Here is a 19,137-nt window from a genome sequence, read left to right as displayed (position 1 = left end):
GAAGTCTAGGAGAGGAAACTATGGTAAAGCTGCCGAAAAAGACCAAAATGTCTATCTTTTTAATTAAAGAAGGAGTATCTCCAAACGACATCGTTGATAAAAATGTTCCCGCGATTCAGCTTGATGAAATGCCTAGCGGATATGAATTACATGTGCGTAGGAACGATGATCATAAACCAGATTGGCTGTTGAGCTTCTTTTCTTCGTCTATTTCAGGGGACGATTCTTTAACAATTTCGAGTCTGGGAGCAGTTCTGACCGTACCAGTTTCCATCCCCTGTGGAGAAACAATGTGTCGACGTTTTTTTGCAATCACATTTGGATATGGGAGATCTTTTCTAAATAGGGAAGTTTGTGAAGAACGTTTCGGTTTGAAATGTGTGCTTAATTCCGTGGACGAGAATGCGCTGAGAACCATCAAGTTTACTGATGTGTCTGGCAGCGCGCGACGCTCAAGTGAACAGATGCCAAGAGCATCTTCGATTGAGGAGTTTTCTCTTGATGTGCAGCGTAGCCTGTTAAGCGCGACGACTGCCAAGGGCAAAGATGGCGATTTATTGGAGGGGACCGTCTCCGGCTCTGATTCATTGTCGATGACTAAACTCGTGAATGTAAATACGGTGGGCTCTTTTTTGGTAAAAGTATATGATCTATATCGAAGTGACCGATATCGGAAAAACTTTGATTGGATAGATAACATTGCCTCGGTGAATAATCCTGAGATGGAAAAGCGCCTTTGGAAAGAAGCCATTGCGATTATTACATCCGGTAAAGAAAAAGCCAGTGTGACGAGTGATTTGTGGATGACCGTCCCAGATGTGTTGAACTGGGAAGATGTAGCAGGATTCCGATATTACGGTGAAAGAAAAGACAGCGAAGGCAAGCTTCCCTTACACGAGGATATCCTTATGGAAGAGGTTCTCGCAACCTTTCATAAGAAACTTGAGTCATATAGGCAATTGCGGTCGAAGAAGATTTCCGCGGTTGATGCACGCAGTGGAAATGAAATCCAGTCGTGGTCTGCTGCTTCATGTTTAGTTGGAGAACTTCGTTTAAACAACGGAAAGAATTATTGCGTCACTGCGGGTAAGTGGTATGAAATTGCGCAGGATTATGTACAGCAAATCGAAGAAGAATATAGGTCTATTGCGCCATCTGATACAGCTTTTATTCCGTATTTGAAAGAGTACAATTCTGAGGAAGAAGCTGTGTCAGTTTATGAGAACAATACAGAGAAGAAGCTGTCGCATGAGGCTCGATATAATTACGAGGCTCAGAAAAAGCTAAACGAGTCTGAAACTGAGAAACGATATTTGCTGATGGATCGTCGTTTGATTCCTTATGGCAGTGGAAAGAACAGCAGGGAAGAACTGTGCGATATTCTTTCTGATTCTGGAGAGCGAATTCATATTAAACGATGTTCTGGGTCGTCGGCAATGAGCCATTTGTTTAACCAAGGTCTCGTTGCCGCATCTCTTGAAGTTGATGGAGATGGTTTTATAGCAGTAGCTAATGAAAAAATCAAAGAAGCAGCGAACGATTATGGCCTCCCTGCTGGAGAATTTCTCCTTCCATCACATTCGGGGCCCGGAAAGCATTCCATCTCAAAAGTCATATTTGGCATAGTGAAAGAGCGTAAGACCGGTAAGCCGAACTTGCCGTTTTTCAGCAAAGTTGCATTAGCCGCTGTTAGAAGACAGCTGAAACGTATGAATTTGGAACTCCAATTAAATTGGATTCCGTGTCAGTGATTGGCGCATATCGGTAGGAGGTGTATGAAATACCACCCGATGCCATTGCGCTCATCGTCAATGCGGTGGTGCATCGAAACTACATCGACCATTCCAGCATCTATATCGCCATTTACGATGACCGGTGGAAATCACTTCACTAGGCAGATTGCCGATGGGCAAACCATCGAACGGATGAAGCAGGGCTATTCGAAAGTTCCTTGGTAGTGATACTGATTTACGTAATCAATGTCTATCGTGCCTCGGTCTCGTCCGTGCTGGATGGTGATGTGCGACTGAATGGGTTTTGGCTCTTTTGAAATTTTTGATTCTTTTGATAGTTTTGATTTCAGGATGAATCAAGGCCGATGCAGGGAAGGAGCGCCGCCATGCGAGCCAAGGAGAACCCGTTCAAGCCGACGGCCGGTGGGGAGCCGCCGCTGCTCATCGGACGCAAGAGGGTCATCCGCGATTTCGAGAAAGGGCTCGACAACGGCGTGGGAGCCCCCGGACGCATCATGCTGATAACCGGAGCGCGAGGAACCGGCAAGACGGTTATGCTCACCGTGTTCGGCGACAGGGCGCGCGCCCGCAAATGGGACGTCATCGAGGAAACCGCGTCGGAGGGCCTGTGCGAGCGGCTGGTCAACGAACTGCGCTCCAAGGATTCTGTTCTGGACCATTTCACCATCAAACCATCGGTGAACTTCGCCGGAGCGGGCATCAGCCTGGGCGAGGCGGAACTCTCGCCGAAACGCATGCCCGAAACGTTGCGCAAGGCCATGTCCGGGCGGCTGGAAGCATTGGAAAAACGCCATGCCGGCCTGCTGATCACCATCGACGAGACGCAGGCCGCGGAACGTTCCGACATGATCGCCATGGCCACGGCCATCCAGCATCAGATCCGCGAGCGCCGCAACATCGCCATCGTGTTCGCCGGACTGCCGCAGATGGTCTCCGACCTGTTCAACGATGAGGTGATCACCTTCCTGCGCCGGGCGAGGACGAACGTGCTCGCCGACATTCCCGTCAACGAGGTCCGGGACGCCTTCGCCGAGACCTTCACGGCCTCGGGCATGACCATCACCGATGAGCAGTTGCGGACGGCGGCCGAGGCGACCTCCGGATACCCGTACATGATTCAACTGGTCGGCTACCATATCTGGGATGCGGCCGACATGAGGGAATCCGACGTCATCGACGACGAGGATGTTCACGGCGGCATATCCGAGGCGAGAACCGACCTCGACAACGCCGTCTGCATTCCCGAACTCCACGGCCTTTCTCCAAAGGACCGGGAATACCTCGAGGCGATGGCACCGTCCGATGGCGCCGTATCCACGGCGGAGGTGGCCGAACGCATGGGCAAGAGCGCCAACTACGCCGCCACCTATCGCAAACGTCTGCTCGACGCGTACGTGATCCGGGAGACGGAACGCGGCGAAGTCGATTTCGCCGTGCCGTTCCTCCGGGAATATCTCCGACGGACCGCGGCATGACCGGACGACCAGGAAACGAAAGAGGATCGCACATGGGTGGCAACAAACAGCTGGGTTCACTGCTGGCGGCACGATTCGGCAAATACGCCGAATCCGAGAGCGGCGAGGGGCGCATCGTGTTCTGGGAGGATGACGAAGGCGCCTACGCCGACACCGTGGAAACGCTCATCGGGCCAACGGCGACGAGCGCCGCACTACGCGATGTGGAGCTCATCAGACTCACCAACGCCAACCCATTCGGCGTGAAATACCGGGTATTGCGCGAACAGCCCGATACCAAGTTCCTCATCTACCGCAACGCCGCCGAACCCGGCAACCGGCATCCCGACGACGAACACAACTGGCTGCTTGACCTTGAACTTGCCTACGGCCCCGTATTCTCCGCCGACCGGCTCATGCTCATCCTCAACGAGACCATGCCCAAGGACGCCGGCAGCGAGACCCGCGACGCATGGCTCGACGTGATGCGGCGCACCAAACCGTTCTTCGACGATGACGGCGACGTGAACACGCTCGCCGAACGCATGAGCGCAGACGACGACGCGCGAACCATGCAGGCGAAGATGATCGCCGTACTGCTCAACCTGCCGGTCGGACGCAACAGCCTGCAGGACATCTGGCGACGGCTGCTCGAACAATACGCCGAAGACGACGACAGCGGCATCGAAAGCATCCGCAAGGCAGGACTGCTGGAATTCCATTGGAAGGGGACCACCGGCATATACCGGTATGCGGCATACGAGGAGTCCGAAGCGCCCATCCACCCTCAGTCGTCTTTGACGACGGCTCCCGCCGGCGGGAGCGGGAGCGTACCGACCGTCAAGGACTTCGTGCTATGGCTGTTCAAGCTCGCATGGAACGACTTCTCCGACGGCGACGCCGGCCCCGACCGATACGCCAACATCCGGCGCGATTTCGAAGGCTGGCGCAACGACCGCACCTTCACCGACACGTTCAAACAACTCTCCGAACAGGTGTTCGACGAACTCATGCTCAGCCGCGACATCGTCGCGATGCCATTGAAGAAACTCGTCCGACGCTCCCTGTTCAGCGAAGTCGACGAACAGATCGTGACCCTGCTGTACCAGGAGATCGGCAACGAGACGATAGCGGACGACGACGTGCAGGCCATCATCCGCGAGCGCACGCCCCACATCTGGTACGACGACTATCGGATCGACTACGAGGCCATCGGCGCGGCAAGCCGGCTTCGCGCCATGCTCGACGAAGGTGAGGGGATCATCGACGACATCGACTCGCCCGGGCGGGGATTCTCCATGTATGCGCAACGCCTGTACCAGGCCGACCAGGCGTATCGTGAGTTCATCCGCGCATGGAAGCGGCAGGGCAGGCGCGCGGAGGCATCGGCCATCCGCGATGATCTGGAACTACGGTATTCGCGGTTCCAGTCCCGGCTTGGTGAGACTTGGCAACGGCAGATCGACCGGCTTGACCATTGGGGCATCGACGATGTTCCGGCGCAACAGGACTTCTACCGGAAGCATGTGCGCAAGACCGTGGACGGCGGCAGGAAGATCGCCATCATCATCTCCGATGCGCTGCGATACGAGGTGGCGCAATCCTTCGCCGACCGGATGCGCTCGCAGAACCGCTGGAACGCGACGGTCGAAGCCCAGCTGGGCGTGCTGCCCTCATACACGCAACTGGGCATGGCCGCGCTGCTGCCGCACAAGACGCTGGCGTTCAGCACGAACGACCATTATTCCGTGCTGGTCGACGGCATGCCGTCGCAGGGCATGGGAAACAGGAACGCCATCCTCGCGAAGGTCGGGGGAGCGGCGGTGGATGACGAAACGCTGATGGGGCTCAACCGGGAGGGTTCCCGCGAACTGGTGAAATCACATAAGGTGCTGTACGTGTTCCATAACACGATCGACCATGCCGGCGAAGGCGATGAGGCGGCCACATTCGGCGCCTGCGAGCGCGCCATCGTCGAACTGGACGGCATCGTGAAGAAGCTGGCGAACGCGAATGTGACCAACATGATCGTGACCGCCGACCATGGGTTCCTGTACCAGGACCATGACGTGGCCGATGGCGAATGGCTGAGCGAACAGCCGAAGGGCGATGCGGTATGGCAGCGCAAACGACGGTTCGTCATCGGCTCCAATCTGGCCGAATCCCCCTCGTTCACCACGTTCACGGCTTCGCAGCTCGGGATCGAGGACGCCGCCGGCGAAGGCGTGAGCGTGCAGGTGCCCGTCTCCATCCATCGGCTGCGGAAACAGGGCGGCGGCGTACGGTACGTGCATGGGGGCGCCTCATTGCAGGAGATCGTCGTGCCGGTCGTGCGCATCAGCAAGGGACGGTCGGCGGCGCAGGACGTCAGACCCGTCGAGTTCCGTATTCTGCAACGGACCGACCGCATCACCACCGGCCAGCTGACCGTGGAGTTCCAGCAGACCGAGCCGGTGGGCGACAAAGTGGCGCAACGCACCGTGTTCGCGGGACTGTATGGCGTCGGCGGCGGCGAGGCGGTGCCGATCTCCAACGAGGTGCCGCTGACGTTCCGGTCCGAAAGCCCCGAGGCGCGTGACCGTCATGTGGCGGCGACGTTCCTGCTGACGAGCGAGGCCGACCGGTTCAACGACACGATGGTGGAGCTGCGTCTGTCCGAGCGGATTGCCGGCAGCAACCAGCGGCGTATGCTGGAACAGAAGGCCGACTATCTGCTCAAACGCAGTCTCTTCGCCGACGACGGATTCGACTTCTGACGGGACATGAAGCCTGCGGAATGAAGGTGGATATATGACGAAAACGGAAGACAGTGCGACGACTTCGGCAAACGGGTCCGAGCTCGACCACAAGATCGTCGAGACGTTTCCCGGATGCGTGGTGCGCAAGGACCTGGTCGGCGCAATCAAGGGGAACGCGCCGGTTCCTTCATATGTGCTCGAATATCTTATCGGTAAATACGCGGCTACCGCCGATGCCGTAAGCATCGAAGGCGGCATGGACAGCGTGCGCAGGATCCTCGCGGAGAACTATGTTCACCGTGAGGAGGCGAATCTCATCCAATCGCGAATCCGTGAGCGTGGCCGTTACTCCATCATCGACCGGGTCCAGGTGGCGCTGAACGAGAAATACGACCGGTATGAGGCCGCGTTCTCCAATCTCGGCATCAGCGAGGTGGTCGTCGATTCGGCGACCGTGAAGAAGAATCCGAAGCTGCTGGTTTCGGGCGTGTGGTGCATGTGCACGCTCGGCTACGCGTATTCGGGCGATCCGCATGAGGTGCCGTGGCGGCTGCAGAAGCTGGCGCCCGTGCAGATGTCCCATGACGACAGGGAGAACTATCTCGCCATGCGGGCGCGGTTCACGACGGACGAGTGGATCGACCTGCTCATGCAGTCCATCGGCTTCGACCCCGAACTGTTCGGCACCCGTGCCAAACTGCTGCATCTGGTGCGTATGGTCCCGTTCGTCGAACGCAACTACAATCTCGTCGAACTCGGTCCCAAGGGAACCGGAAAATCCCACATCTACTCGGAGTTCTCGCCGCATGGCATGCTCATCTCCGGCGGCGAGGTGACGGCGGCGAAACTGTTCGTCAACAACGCCAGCGGCAGGATCGGACTGGTCGGATACTGGGACACGGTCGCGTTCGACGAGTTCGCGGGCAAGGCCAAACGGGCCGACAAGGCGCTCGTCGACATCATGAAGAACTACATGGCCAACAAATCGTTCTCCCGTGGCGTGGAGACGCTGCAGGGCGAGGCGTCCATGGTGTTCGTCGGCAACACGTCGCACAACGTGCCCTACATGCTCAAGAACTCCGACCTGTTCGAGGAGCTGCCAAGGCAGTACCACGATGCGGCGTTCCTCGACCGCATCCACTACTACGTGCCCGGCTGGGAGTTCGAGCAGATTCGCGGTGAGATGTTCACCCGCGGATACGGGTTCGTGGTCGACTATCTGGCCGAGATGCTGCACAACCTACGGGACGTGGACTACGGCGGGGCATACGAACGGTATTTCGCCTTGTCGCCGACATTGTCCACACGAGACAAGGACGGCATCCGCAAGACATTCTCCGGACTGATGGAACTCGTCCACCCGACAGGCAAGGCCACGCCGGAGGAAATGGAGACGCTGCTGCGCTGCGCCATCGAAGGGCGCAAACGCGTCAAGGACCAGCTGTGCCGCATAGACCCCACCATGGCCGAAGTGGACTTCTCATACACGAGAGTCGGCTCGGGCGAACAGGTTCCCGTGCATACGCTGGAAGAAACCGAATATCCGGAACTGTACTGGCGCGGCAGACCGGGCAAAGCCGATTCCGAGACGGAATCCGCCGAACCGAAATCAGAGGAGACGAAAACAAGGGAGCCGGGGGATGCGGGCCCCGTCTCCTCCGGAGCCTCCGCCGCAGCGCCCGCGCGCCAATCGCGGCTCTCACGTCTTGAACTGCTCGCCCTCCAGGCGAAACCCGGGCGCAGGGAATACAAGGAAGGCCAGATCGGTGCGGGCTACGACAAACTGTTCGGCCCCTGGCTCGTCGGGGCGAAACGAATCGAGGTCTGCGACCCATATGTGCGCAAGCCCTATCAGGTCCGCAACCTCGCTGAATTTCTCGAAACCGTGCTGCGGTCCTCCGACCGGTCCGAGGAGATCCAGGTCCATCTCATCACCGACCAGGAGCGAGGCAACGGCCCAGTCACGGAGCAGCAGCTTGATGATCTGAAAACGGTGCAAACCAACTACGGACGTTACGGCATCATACTCACCTACGAATTCAAGGACAACATCCACGACCGATTCATTAAAACCGACACCGGCTGGATCATCGACCTGGGCAAGGGGCTCGACATCTACCAGCGGTTCGACACCAGCTGGTTCAGCCCACTGCTGCGTATGCCCCAGATACGGCCGGTGAGCAAGGACTTCACCGTCAACTACAGCCGCACAGACCAGTGACGGAGGGTGACATCATGAACGACGTATTGCCGGTCGCGGTGGCGCAGTTCACCGTGGGGCCCGAGCCGGACGCCAATCTGGCGACGATACGGGATTATGCGCGGCGGGCCGAGGAGGCCGGCGCACGGCTGCTGGTGTTGCCCGAGGGGCTCATCGCACGCGACGGAGGCGACGGCGTGTTCGTCGCCGAACACGCGCAGCCGCTGGATGGGCCGTTCGTGACGGGGCTGCGGGGCATCAGCCAAGAGACCGGCGTCACGCTCATGGGCACCGTGCACGTGCCGGTGCATGAAGGCGGACGGAACGGAACAATCGGCGACGATTGCCGCGTGGCCAACACGTTTCTCGCCATCCGCGGCGGCGACATCGTCGCCACGTATCGCAAGCTGCATCTCTATGACGCGTTCTCGGAAAAGGAATCCGACACCGTGTCGCCAGGCGATTCCCTGCCGCCCATCGTCGACGTCGACGGCTGGAAGATCGGCGTCATGACCTGCTACGACGTGCGGTTCCCCGAAACCGCGCGCTCGCTGGCCGTACGGGGCGCCGACGTCATCACGGTCAGTGCCGCATGGGTGCGTGGCGCGTTGAAGGAGCGGCATTGGGCGCTCATGGCCGCCGCCCGCGCGGTGGAGAACACCTGCTATGTGCTGGCGTGCAGCGAGGTGAGCGGGCAGAACATCGGCCTGAGTCGCATCATCGACCCGTTGGGCGAGACGGTCGCGAACGTCGGGGCGCAACCCGGCATGATCACCGCCGGACTGCATCGGAACGTATTGCGTTCGGCGAGGGTGAGCCTGCCCGTGCTCGTCAACCGCCGCTTCGCCGACCCGGTGCTGCGCTAGCCGAACAGCGCCAGATACACGTCGATGCCCGTCGACGGCGTCTCGGCAAGATAGGAACGAATCTCATCCTCGGCCACATTGAGCGCCTCATCCCTCGGATACCCGTAGATGCCGCTGGAAATCAGGGGAAAGGCGATGCTGGCGCAATGCAGCGAGTCGGCGAGCACCAGCGAATTGCGGTAGCAGTCGCGCAGCAGACGCTCCTCGCCGTGGTCGCCGCCATGCCAGATGGGGCCAGCCGTATGGATGACGTAATGCGCGGGCAGGCCGAAGCCTGTGGTGGCGATGGCCTGGCCGGTCTCGATGGGGGAGAGCCGGTCGCAGGCCCGTTGCATCTTCTCGGCGCCGGCCGCGCGGAAGATCGCGCCGCAGACGCCGCCTCCCATGCGCAGCCGGGTGTTGGCCGCGTTGACGATGGCGTCGACCTTCATGGTGGTGATGTCCTGACGGACCGTGGCGAACGACATGGAACCGCTCCTTTGCGATTGTCTCCTCGGAGATGGGTTTTGGGGCAGGCCCCTTGGCGGGGCCTGCGGGAAGGCCGGGACGGAATGGCTCAGAACGAGAAATCGTCCGGGTCGGAACCGTTGCGTTTGCCGGTGGCCAACGCGTCGACGGCGGCCATGTCCGCTGCGGAGAGCGTGAAGTCGAACACGTCGAGGTTCTGCCTGATGCGTTCGGCGTGCGTGGACTTCGGCAGCACGACCACGCCGCGCTGGATATGCCAGCGAATCACCACCTGCGCCGGCGATTTGTCGTATCGCGCGCCGATCTCGGCCAGGGCGGGCGCGGCAAGCAGACTGCCGCCGGTGCCGCCGAGCGGACTCCATGCTTCGGCCGCGATGCCCTTGGCATGCAACGTATCGATGAGCGGCTGGTTGGGGAACTGCGGGGAGGATTCGACCTGGTCGGCCGCCGGCGTCACATCGCTGTTCCTCAGCAGTTCGTCGAGATGATGCTCATGGAAGTTGCTTACGCCGATGGCCTTCGCACGACCGGACGCGTAGATCTCCTGCATGTCGTCCCACGCCTGCTGCCAGCCGTCCGCCGGCCAGTGGATGAGATACAGATCGACATAGTCCATGCCGAGCCGGTCGAGGCTCTCCTGGAACGCGTCCTTCGCCCGATGCGCGCGGATGTCGTCGTTCCACAGCTTCGTCGTGACGAAGATGTCCTCGCGGGGGACGCCGGAACGGCGGACGCCCTCGCCGACCGAGGCCTCGTTGCGGTAGATCATCGCCGTGTCGATATGCCGGTAGCCGGCCTCCAGCGCCGTCCGCACGGCGTTGACGGTGACGTCGCCGTCCGGCGTCTGGAACACGCCCAGACCGACCTGGGGGATGACCGTGCCGTTGTTCAATGTGATCGTCGATTGAATTGCCATGACACCTCGCTGTCCATGAATGATTGATTTCCCACCGCCCATTGTAGGAGAAGGCCCCCGTACTTGATGGACATTACGTTACCGAACGCTGAAAATCGTCGGAAAAAACAAGGAAAAACACTGGACGACATGATGTTTAGTAATCGTATGATGATTCCACCATGCGATTGTGGACGTTACGGTCCGTGTTGTGTATGGCCAGTGGTGCAATGGAGACATGAGCAACGTGAGACGGGCTGCCGGCGGCAGCGGGCGTGAGGGATTCGACGGCGGAACGAACACTGGGAACAGGGGAGGAGGCGCCGGCCGGCGCATCGCCGTCTGCCGGTTCGGCGTGGCCATGCTGCGCGTCTTCTGGTGGACCGTCCTGCTGGGAGGACTCGCCTTCATCGTCACCGCGGTCCTCGCCATCCCGGACCATTGGGTGCCATGGGCCGTTGCACTGGGCGCGTTTGCACTGGTCGAATCGGTCGTGTTCTGGGCCGGCATCATCGCCGTCTACCTCACGTCGGTGCAGCTGGGCCTGAAGATCCGCGTCATCGGCATCCTGTGCGGATGGATTCCCATCGCGAACCTCGTCGCATTGCGGCTCATCATCCGCACCGTCGCCGAGGAGGTGCGGTTCGAGACGGCCAAGAACACACTCGACCGGAGGCGTGAAACGGCGCGGGTGTGCGCCACACGCTACCCGATACTGCTCGTGCACGGCGTGTTCTTCCGCGACACCGAGGCACTGAACTACTGGGGGCGCATACCCGCCGAACTGGAACGCAACGGAGCCCGCATCTTCTACGGCGAACACCAGTCCGCCGCCTCGGTGGAGGACAGCGCCGCCGAACTCGCCGCACGCATTCGCGACATCATCGGACAAACCGGCTGCGGCAAGGTCAACGTCATCGCCCACTCCAAAGGCGGACTCGACATGCGATACGCCATCGCGCGCTGCGGCGTCGGGCAATGGGTGGCCTCGCTGACCACCATCAACACGCCCCACCGCGGCTGCGGCTTCGCCGACTATCTGCTCGGCCATATTCCGGAATCCGCCCAGCGCAAGGTCGAACACGCCTACAACGCGGCGGCCTCACGGCTCGGCGACACAAGCCCCGACTTCATGGCCGCCGTACGGGACCTTACCCAGACCGGCTGCGAACGCATCAACCGGCAGATCGGCCTCGAACCGTTCCCCGGCATCCTCTGCCAAAGCGTCGGATCGCGTCTCGCCCATGCGACGACCGGCAAGTTCCCCCTGAACTTCACATATCCATTGGTCAAATGGTTCGACGGCCCCAACGACGGATTGGTCGCCAAGCCGTCGTTCCCCTGGGGCAGGCGGTTCATATGGCTGGAGCCGAACGGCAAGAGGGGAATATCGCACGCCGACATGATCGACCTCAACCGGGAGAACATCGCCGGGTTCGACGTGCGTGAATTCTATGTCGGACTCGTCTCGGAGCTCAAACGGGCGGGGCTGTGACCGACGTGCGGACGGCGACGGGAGACGTTGAGGGGGCGTAATACGCCGGTAAAGAATGCGTCGTTATGAACGAACGTCCGACTGCTAGCATTCTGATTAGGTTTTGTCAATATGAGAGAAGAAAGGGTCCCCGCCGTATGGCCCAACTTACCCTGGTGCTCGAGATCCTGGTTGTGGTGCTGATCTCCTCGGCCCTGAGCAGTTTCATCCCGCGCGTGTCCACGCCGCTTGTGCAGATCGCGCTGGGCGTGGCGTGGTATTTCACGCCGTTCCTGCCGAACCTCGAACTCGACCCCCAGCTGTTCATGGTCCTGTTCATCGCGCCGCTGCTGTTCCTCGAGGCCAGGAACGTGCCCCGGCGCGAGGTCGCCAAGGACCTCGGCCCGTCCCTGTCCCTGGCCATCGGGCTTGTGCTGGTGTCGCTGGTCGTCTCCGGCGTGACGTTGCACGTGCTGTGGCCGGCCGTGCCGCTTGCGGCGGCGCTCGCCCTCGGCGCCGCGCTCGGCCCGACCGATGCCGTTGCCGTGGCTTCGCTGAGCAAGGAGGCGAAGCTGACGGAACGCCAGCTGAACGTGCTGCGTGGCGAGAGCCTGTTCAACGACGCGGCCAGCATCGTGGGATTCCAGTTCGCGTGCCTCGCCGCGCTGACCGGCACGTTCTCCATCTCCCAGTTCGCCGAAGGCATCACCGCAAGCTTCTTCGGCGGCGTCGCCGTGGGCATCGTGGCCGGGGTTCTGTTCAACCGGCTGGTGCTGATTCTTCGGCGCTACCGCATGGAGACCATGACCCTGCGCATCGGCATCGAGGTGCTCATCCCCTTCACCGCATATGTGGCGGCCGAGCACATCCACGTCTCCGGGGTGCTGGCCGTCGTGGCCGCGGGTCTGCTCATCACCTTCCAGCGATACGGGTTCGGCAGCGACATCGCGCGTACGAACCTCGTGTCCAACTCCGTATGGCAGTTCATCGAGTTCACGCTCAACGGCGCCGTGTTCGTGCTGCTCGGCCTCGAGCTGCCCATCGCCATGCGGTCCAGCTGGCAGAACGAATCGGTGAGCAGTGGGATGCTCGTGCTGGCAGTGCTCGTGCTCACCGTGGTGTCGCTCGTCATCAGGTTCCTGTGGATGCTGGTCATGCTGCGCGTCACCAAGGACCGTGCCACGCACAAGCGCCGCAAGCTGACGCGGGACCGCATTCACAGCGCCCTGGTCATGACGTTCGGCGGACCCAAGGGCACGATCTCGCTGGCGTTGGCGTTCACGCTGCCCAACGGCATCGACGAGGCCACGCACATCCCCCTGCGCAGCGCCCTGCTGTTCATCGTCTCCGGATACATCGTGGTGTCGCTGGTGCTGGCGAACATCATCCTGCCGATGCTCGCGCCCCGCGACGACGACGTGATGGGCGAGGAGTACGCGAAGGACAACGTGGAGATGCTGCGCCGCACGCTCACGAAGATCGCCGAACTCGACAGCCCGGAGACGCATGAGGAGGTCCGCGCCGTCATGCACTCCTACACGGAACGCATCGACCGCGTGAAGCTCGCCGTGCCGCAGGAGACCATCAAACGCGAGCAGAAGGTGCGTGTGGCGACGCTCGAGTGGGAGCGCGAATGGCTGAACAACCTGCTCGAGGAGCATCCCGAGAAGGAGGAGGCCGCCGAGCAGCTCATCACCCGACTCAACAGCTCGCTCAACCATCTGACCGGTTCGGGCGGCCACCACATCCAGATTCGTCAGGCCAAGCCGCGTCGTCAGGCCATGATTCTGCTGCGTCGCATCTGGGCCGTGCTGGCCCGTGTGACACCCGGACTGGACCCGCACAAGACCGATATGATGCGCAGCATCCAAATCGAACTGTTCGAGGCGACCATCGGGCATCTGAAGGACGAGGTGCTCACCGACGTGGACAACGCGGAGATCATCGCACGACTGATCGGCGAATACCGTGCCGCATTGAGCACGCTGCATGCGAGGACGTCGTCGCTGCCCACGCTGTCGTCGCTGCCGTCGAGGCAGGGCGTCGAGGATGTGCGCACGCAGACGTTCCGTCTCGAGTTGGAGACCATCCGCGAGATGCTCGAGGAGGAGGAGATCACGCGAAGCCAGGCCAAGATGATGCGCCAAAACGTCTACCTCATGCAAGCGGACGCGGTGCTGTAAAGCACCGCGTGCCAATCGGCGATTTCATCGAGCCGATTGGCTGACAAGGCGCTGCCGAAGGCAGTCACTAATTGCGGGACGCGGTGCTGTAAGACACCGCGTGCCGATTTGCGATTGTATCGAGCAAATCGGCTAGGGGAACGCTGCCGTCAGGCAGTCTGTAATTACAGGACCGCGGTGCTGTAAGGCACCGCGTGCTTTCGGGCGATTGCATCGAGCGAGAAAGCCGACAAAACGCTGCCATCATTCGGCCCGCATGCAGGACCAGGGAGGCTCTGTCGTTACAGCCGTCTCCGGCGGTCATCCGGTATGCTGTGCGTAGACGTTTTCTTCCGGAACAAGGAGCCGTGACCATGAGCGATGACGCAACCAAACCCACTACCGACGCCGACGGATTCAGCACGCTGGGCTACTACTACGCGTTCGACGCCGACACCGAGATCGAGGACATGAACCTCGAGGCGGTGATCTGCGCCGACCAGCCGTCCAGGGATCTCAACGGCGTGGCGGTGACCGTGCGCGTCAACGACGAAATCAAGGCGTCCGAAGGCCAGCGCCGCGTCATGGAGACGCTTGCCATGCTCATCAACCAGCAGCTTCCCCACCGTGACGACGCGGCCGTGGTGGCCCGTTACGCCATTTCCATCTGCGAGGAGCCGCCGGAGGACGCCGTGGTGCTGTGCAGGTTCAGTGCCAGGCGCGAGCATCAGGGCGACCGCATCGTCACCCAGCTCAAGGCAGGCCGCAACCAGGCCGTCGACGAGCGTGTGCTCGCGGGCGGACGCCGCGTCATCCATTACCTCACCGACTTCCTCGACCAGCTGGAGGTCGCCGCCGTCAGGAAGGCCGCGGACGGACAAGGCGAGGACCGGGGCTGACGGACCATCGCCATCCGGATGAACGGACGCTGAAGCCAACATAAACAACGCGTGTCCTACTTTCGCGCCTTTCCGTCCCTATGGGAATTTAGACTTGATTAGGTCGCACGATGTTGTGGCCGCCTGAATCCAAACAGCAACGGAAAGGCGCGCATGTCATCTTTATCCCCGAGCGAGGATTTCATCGGAAAAAGCGTCGTCACGCTCGACGATCTCAGCACCGAGCAGATCGAGCTTCTCCTGCGCAAGGCGCAGTACATCGACGCCAATCGCAAACTGGTCTCGCACACCTGCGACGGCCGGGTCATCGCCACGCTCTTCTATGAGCCGAGCACCCGCACGCGGCTAAGCTTCGAGACCGCCATGCTGCGTCTCGGAGGCCGTGTCATCGGCTTCGCCGGAGCGCAGCAGTCGTCGGTCAGCAAGGGCGAATCCATCGCCGACACCCTGAAGACCGTCGCGAACTTCGCCGACGTCGTCGCCATCCGCCACCCGAAGGAGGGCGCCGCGCTGGTGGCGTCCGAGGCGGTGGACATCCCCGTCATCAACGCGGGCGACGGCGGGCACATGCATCCGACGCAGACGCTCGCCGACCTGTGCACCCTGCAGTCGCGTTTCGGCCGCATCAACGACCTGACCGTGGGCCTGTGCGGCGACCTCACCTTCGGCCGCACCGTGCACTCGCTCATCGAGACGCTGTGCCGCTTCGGCAACGTGAACTTCGTGCTCATCAGCCCCGACGAGCTGAAGACCCCGCAGTACGTCATCGACCGCATCAACGCCACCGACAACTGCACGTACGTGGAGGTCAAGGACCTCGTCTCCGTGATCGGGGACCTCGACGTGCTGTACATGACCCGCGTGCAGCAGGAGCGCTTCTTCAACGAGGACGACTACCTGCGCCTGCGCGACACCTACATCCTCGACGAGGACAAGCTCAGGCTCGCCAAGAAGGACATGGCCGTGCTGCATCCGCTGCCGCGCGTCAACGAGATCGCCGTGGAGGTCGACCACGACCCGCGCGCCGCATACTTCGAGCAGGTGAAGAACGGCATGCTCATGCGCATGGCGCTCGAATGCTCCGTGCTGGGCGACGAACTGCCCGGATTCGACCCTGAAGGCATCGACGCGGTGAACGCGAAGGAGGTGGCCGCCTGATGGAGGTGACCAGCATCACTGAAGGCATCATCATCGACCACGTGCCCGCCGGCACGGCGCTGAAGGTGCTCAACTATCTCAACATCAACCCGGCCACGACGCGTCTCGCGCTCATCATGAACACGACCAGCCACCAGTTCGGCTCCAAGGACATCATCAAGATCGAAGGGGAACAGGACATCGACCTCGACGTGCTCGGTCTCGTGGCCCGACAGGCGACCGTCGACGTGGTGCACGGCGGCAAGATCGTGGAGAAGCTCACCCCGAACCTGCCGGAACACGTGACCAACGTCATCAGCTGCGTGAACCCGCGCTGCGTGACCACCATCGAACGCGGCATCAAGCAGCGCTTCCACCTCGTGCACTCCGAACGCAAGGAATACCGCTGCGACTACTGCGACGAGGAAGCCAAGTTCTAGTCAGGTCCCCTGGGGCGCGGCCGTCGACGGACATGCCGGCGGCCGCATCGACGTGAAAGGAAACGCACATGCTCACATTGCGCAACATCACCGTGTGGAACACAGGCGAGGCCATCGACCTGGTGGTTCCCGAAGCCGACGGGGCCAGGCTCCTGCGGGAGGACGACGCCATCGTCGACGGCGAGATCGACGCCACGGGGCTCACGCTGGCGCCGGGCTTCGCCGACCCGCACGTGCATTTCCGCGACCCCGGCCAGACATACAAGGAGTCCATGGTCTCCGGGGCGGCCGCCGCCGCATCCGGCGGATACACGACCGTGCTCATCATGCCGAACACCGTGCCGGCATTGGACGGCGTGAAAGTCACGGACCATGAGCAGCCCGGAGCCGAGGAGGTGCTCGGCAAGGGCTTCGACAACGTCATCGACTTCCTCCAGCACTACGACTCCGCCCACGACGTGAACCTTCCGGTGCGCTACGACCTGTGCGTATGCGCGTCAAAAGGACGGGCCGGGCATGAGCCCACCGACCTCGACGACTGGCGCTGGTACATCCGCGGCGTGGCCGAGGGGGAGAAGGACCAGTCCCAGCTCGACCATCCCATCACCGCGATCAGCGACGACGGCTCGGCCGTCACTCCCGAAATCCTCGACGACGTGCTGCGCATGGCGAAGGAGTCCGGACTCTACCTCATCGAGCACTGCGAGCACCACGACACCGGCGCCGTCAACGACGGCCCCGTCTCCCGCAAGCTCGGCGTGCCGGGAATCCCCGAGGACACCGAGCTGAAGATCGTGGCCCGCGACATCGAGAAGGCCCGCGAGACCGGCGTGCACATCCACTTCCAGCATGTGAGCACGGCCATCTCCTTTGACGCCATCCGCAAGGCCAAGGCCGAGGGACTGCCCATCACCTGCGAGACGGCACCGCACTACCTGGCCCTGAGCGACGAGGCGCTGCTCGAATACGGCACCCTCGCCAAGATGAACCCGCCGCTGCGCTCGGAGGCCGACCGGCAGGCCACCATCGAAGCCATCGCCGACGGCACCGTCGACCTGCTCGCCACCGACCACGCGCCACACACGCTCGAGGAGAAGGAGCGCGGCTTCCTCGAGGCCCCCAACGGCATCATCGGCCTCGAATGCGCCTACGGCGTATGCCACAAGGTGCTCGTCGACGGCGGCCACATCTCCGACAGGCGGCTCATCGAACTCATGGCCACGGCGCCGCAGCGGCTCATGGGGCACAAGCCCGCCGACATCGACGCCATGCTCGACGAGAGCGGCAGGGGCGGGAATCGCCGCACGCTCGACCTGAGCATGGTGGAGCATCCCGAAACCGCCGACTTCGTCGTGCTCGACACGAACGCCGCATGGAAGGTCGACCCCGAGCGCTTCCACTCCAAGGCACGCAACACGCCGTTCGGCGGATGGGACGTCACCGGCCGTCCGCTCGCCACCGTCATCGGCTCGAAACTCGTCTTCAGCCGCCTATAGGGCGTATCCCCGCCTATTCGCCCGCTTCACAATTCGTTCCCCCGGAAAGGACACTCATGGACCGCCTAATCGACGCCATCGCGGCGAAGAACAACCCCAGCGTCGTCGGACTCGACCCGAAGCCGGCGCTGCTGCCCAAACAGCTCATCGACCACGCGCGCGAGGCGACCGTCAGCGAAAGCGAGATGGGCAATCCCATGGAGGCCGAGGCCGCATGGTCCATCAACTTCGCCGCCATGTACCTCAAGTTCAACACCACGATCATCGACGCGGTGAAGGACGTCGTCCCCGCCGTCAAACCGCAGATCGCCATGTACGAGGCGTTGGGCGAAGCCGGACTGTGGATGTACGCGCGCACCTGCAAGTACGCGCAGGACAACGGTCTGTACGTGCTCGGCGACGTCAAGCGCGGCGACATCGGTTCCACGGCCGAGGCCTACGCCCACCACCTGAGTGGCTTCCCGCTGCGGTTCGCCGACGTGGCCGGCGAGGATGAGATCGAAAACGTGCAGCGCAACGCCGCGGCGCTCGCCGCCGACGTGGAGGACTACGACGAGAACGGCGACGAATTCCAGTTCGGATCCGAATGGTATGAGGACGCCGTAACCGTGAACCCGTACCTCGGCACCGACGGCATCACCCCGTTCATCGACGCCGCCAGGGACAACGACAAGGACGTGTTCATCCTCGTACGCACCTCGAACCCGTCCAGCAGCGAGATCCAGGAGCTGGAGCTCAAGGACGGCGGCCGCGTATACGAACACGTCGCCGACCTGGTCGAACGATGGGGCGCGGACACCATCGGCGGGCACGGCTACTCGCGTGCCGGCGCCGTCGTCGGAGCCACGCATCCCGAAGAGGGGGCGCTGCTGCGTGAACGCATGCCGCACACGTTCTTCCTCGTGCCCGGATACGGCGCACAGGGCGGCACCGCCGCCGATGTGGCGCGCATGTTCGACGGCAACGGATCGGGAGCAATCGTGAATTCTTCCCGTGGTATCATCGGCGCCTGGAAGAAGAACCCCGCCTACGGCGAGGACCTCGACCTTGACGAGGCGTTGCAGATCGTCGGCGAAAGCGCACGCGAAGCCGCCGAACGCATGCGCGACGACCTCGGTTCCGCCCTGCAGCACTGAACCCGAGAAGGAGAGCTG

General features: G+C 61.7%; 14 protein-coding genes. 12 read left to right on the top strand and 2 right to left on the bottom strand.

The genetic code is table 11. From position 1 onward, the window contains the following. Window positions 1-20 precede the first annotated feature (20 nt). From KIH77_RS05895 to KIH77_RS05875, 5 genes are all read left to right on the top strand, one after another. On the top strand, window positions 21-1,751 hold the full coding sequence (locus tag KIH77_RS05895) for a DUF6119 family protein (protein ID WP_219100163.1): 1,731 nt from the start codon (window positions 21-23) through the stop codon (window positions 1,749-1,751). Window positions 1,752-2,119: 368 nt separating this feature from the next. Continuing rightward, entirely contained in the window at window positions 2,120-3,229 is a 1,110-nt protein-coding gene (locus KIH77_RS05890) for an ATP-binding protein (RefSeq protein WP_219100162.1), read from the top strand. 32 nt (window positions 3,230-3,261) lie between these two features. Next, window positions 3,262-5,964 (top strand): BREX-1 system phosphatase PglZ type A, encoded by a 2,703-nt coding sequence (pglZ, locus tag KIH77_RS05885; RefSeq protein ID WP_219100161.1) that lies wholly within the window; start codon window positions 3,262-3,264, stop codon window positions 5,962-5,964. Window positions 5,965-5,998: 34 nt separating this feature from the next. Further along, window positions 5,999-8,167: a BREX system Lon protease-like protein BrxL gene (gene brxL, locus KIH77_RS05880; protein WP_219100160.1), complete on the top strand. Its 2,169-nt coding sequence runs from the start codon at window positions 5,999-6,001 to the stop codon at window positions 8,165-8,167. 14 nt (window positions 8,168-8,181) lie between these two features. After that, window positions 8,182-9,012, top strand: coding sequence for a nitrilase-related carbon-nitrogen hydrolase (locus KIH77_RS05875; RefSeq protein ID WP_219100159.1), 831 nt, complete (start codon window positions 8,182-8,184; stop codon window positions 9,010-9,012). Here KIH77_RS05875 and KIH77_RS05870 read toward each other — a convergent pair. Next, on the bottom strand, window positions 9,009-9,479 hold the full coding sequence (locus KIH77_RS05870; protein ID WP_236024505.1) for a macro domain-containing protein: 471 nt from the start codon (window positions 9,477-9,479) through the stop codon (window positions 9,009-9,011). The two genes, KIH77_RS05875 and KIH77_RS05870, sit on opposite strands and share 4 nt — an antisense overlap. Window positions 9,480-9,568: 89 nt before the next feature. After that, window positions 9,569-10,396: an aldo/keto reductase gene (locus KIH77_RS05865; RefSeq protein WP_219100158.1), complete on the bottom strand. Its 828-nt coding sequence runs from the start codon at window positions 10,394-10,396 to the stop codon at window positions 9,569-9,571. A gap of 217 nt (window positions 10,397-10,613) precedes the next feature. Between KIH77_RS05865 and KIH77_RS05860 the strand changes: the two genes are divergently transcribed. The 7 genes from KIH77_RS05860 to pyrF all read left to right on the top strand — a co-directional run bounded on the left by KIH77_RS05860 (window position 10,614) and on the right by pyrF (window position 19,119). After that, complete coding sequence (locus tag KIH77_RS05860; protein WP_219100157.1) at window positions 10,614-11,870, top strand: esterase/lipase family protein; 1,257 nt, start codon at window positions 10,614-10,616, stop codon at window positions 11,868-11,870. Between the two features lie 137 nt (window positions 11,871-12,007). Then, the gene (locus KIH77_RS05855; protein ID WP_219100156.1) at window positions 12,008-14,032 is read left to right on the top strand and encodes a Na+/H+ antiporter; all 2,025 of its coding nucleotides are present in this window, start codon (window positions 12,008-12,010) and stop codon (window positions 14,030-14,032) included. A gap of 353 nt (window positions 14,033-14,385) precedes the next feature. After that, complete coding sequence (locus tag KIH77_RS05850; protein WP_219100155.1) at window positions 14,386-14,910, top strand: hypothetical protein; 525 nt, start codon at window positions 14,386-14,388, stop codon at window positions 14,908-14,910. A 153-nt stretch (window positions 14,911-15,063) separates the two neighbouring features. Continuing rightward, window positions 15,064-16,068 carry an aspartate carbamoyltransferase gene (gene pyrB, locus KIH77_RS05845; protein WP_219100154.1) on the top strand — a complete coding sequence of 335 codons (1,005 nt, stop codon included), beginning with the start codon at window positions 15,064-15,066 and terminating at the stop codon, window positions 16,066-16,068. Then, complete coding sequence (locus tag KIH77_RS05840; protein WP_219100153.1) at window positions 16,068-16,487, top strand: aspartate carbamoyltransferase regulatory subunit; 420 nt, start codon at window positions 16,068-16,070, stop codon at window positions 16,485-16,487. The genes pyrB and KIH77_RS05840 overlap by 1 nt, the downstream gene beginning before the upstream one ends. A gap of 68 nt (window positions 16,488-16,555) precedes the next feature. Next, on the top strand, window positions 16,556-17,983 hold the full coding sequence (locus KIH77_RS05835; RefSeq protein ID WP_219100152.1) for a dihydroorotase: 1,428 nt from the start codon (window positions 16,556-16,558) through the stop codon (window positions 17,981-17,983). A gap of 56 nt (window positions 17,984-18,039) precedes the next feature. After that, entirely contained in the window at window positions 18,040-19,119 is a 1,080-nt protein-coding gene (pyrF, locus tag KIH77_RS05830) for an orotidine-5'-phosphate decarboxylase (RefSeq protein ID WP_219100151.1), read from the top strand. The last annotated feature ends 18 nt before the right edge of the window (window positions 19,120-19,137 follow it).

Source organism: Bifidobacterium pluvialisilvae, assembly GCF_019331695.1.
GTDB lineage: Bacteria > Actinomycetota > Actinomycetes > Actinomycetales > Bifidobacteriaceae > Galliscardovia > Galliscardovia pluvialisilvae.
The sequence above is the reverse complement of the archived record's forward strand: the minus strand, read 5'-3'. Positions and strand labels throughout refer to the sequence as shown.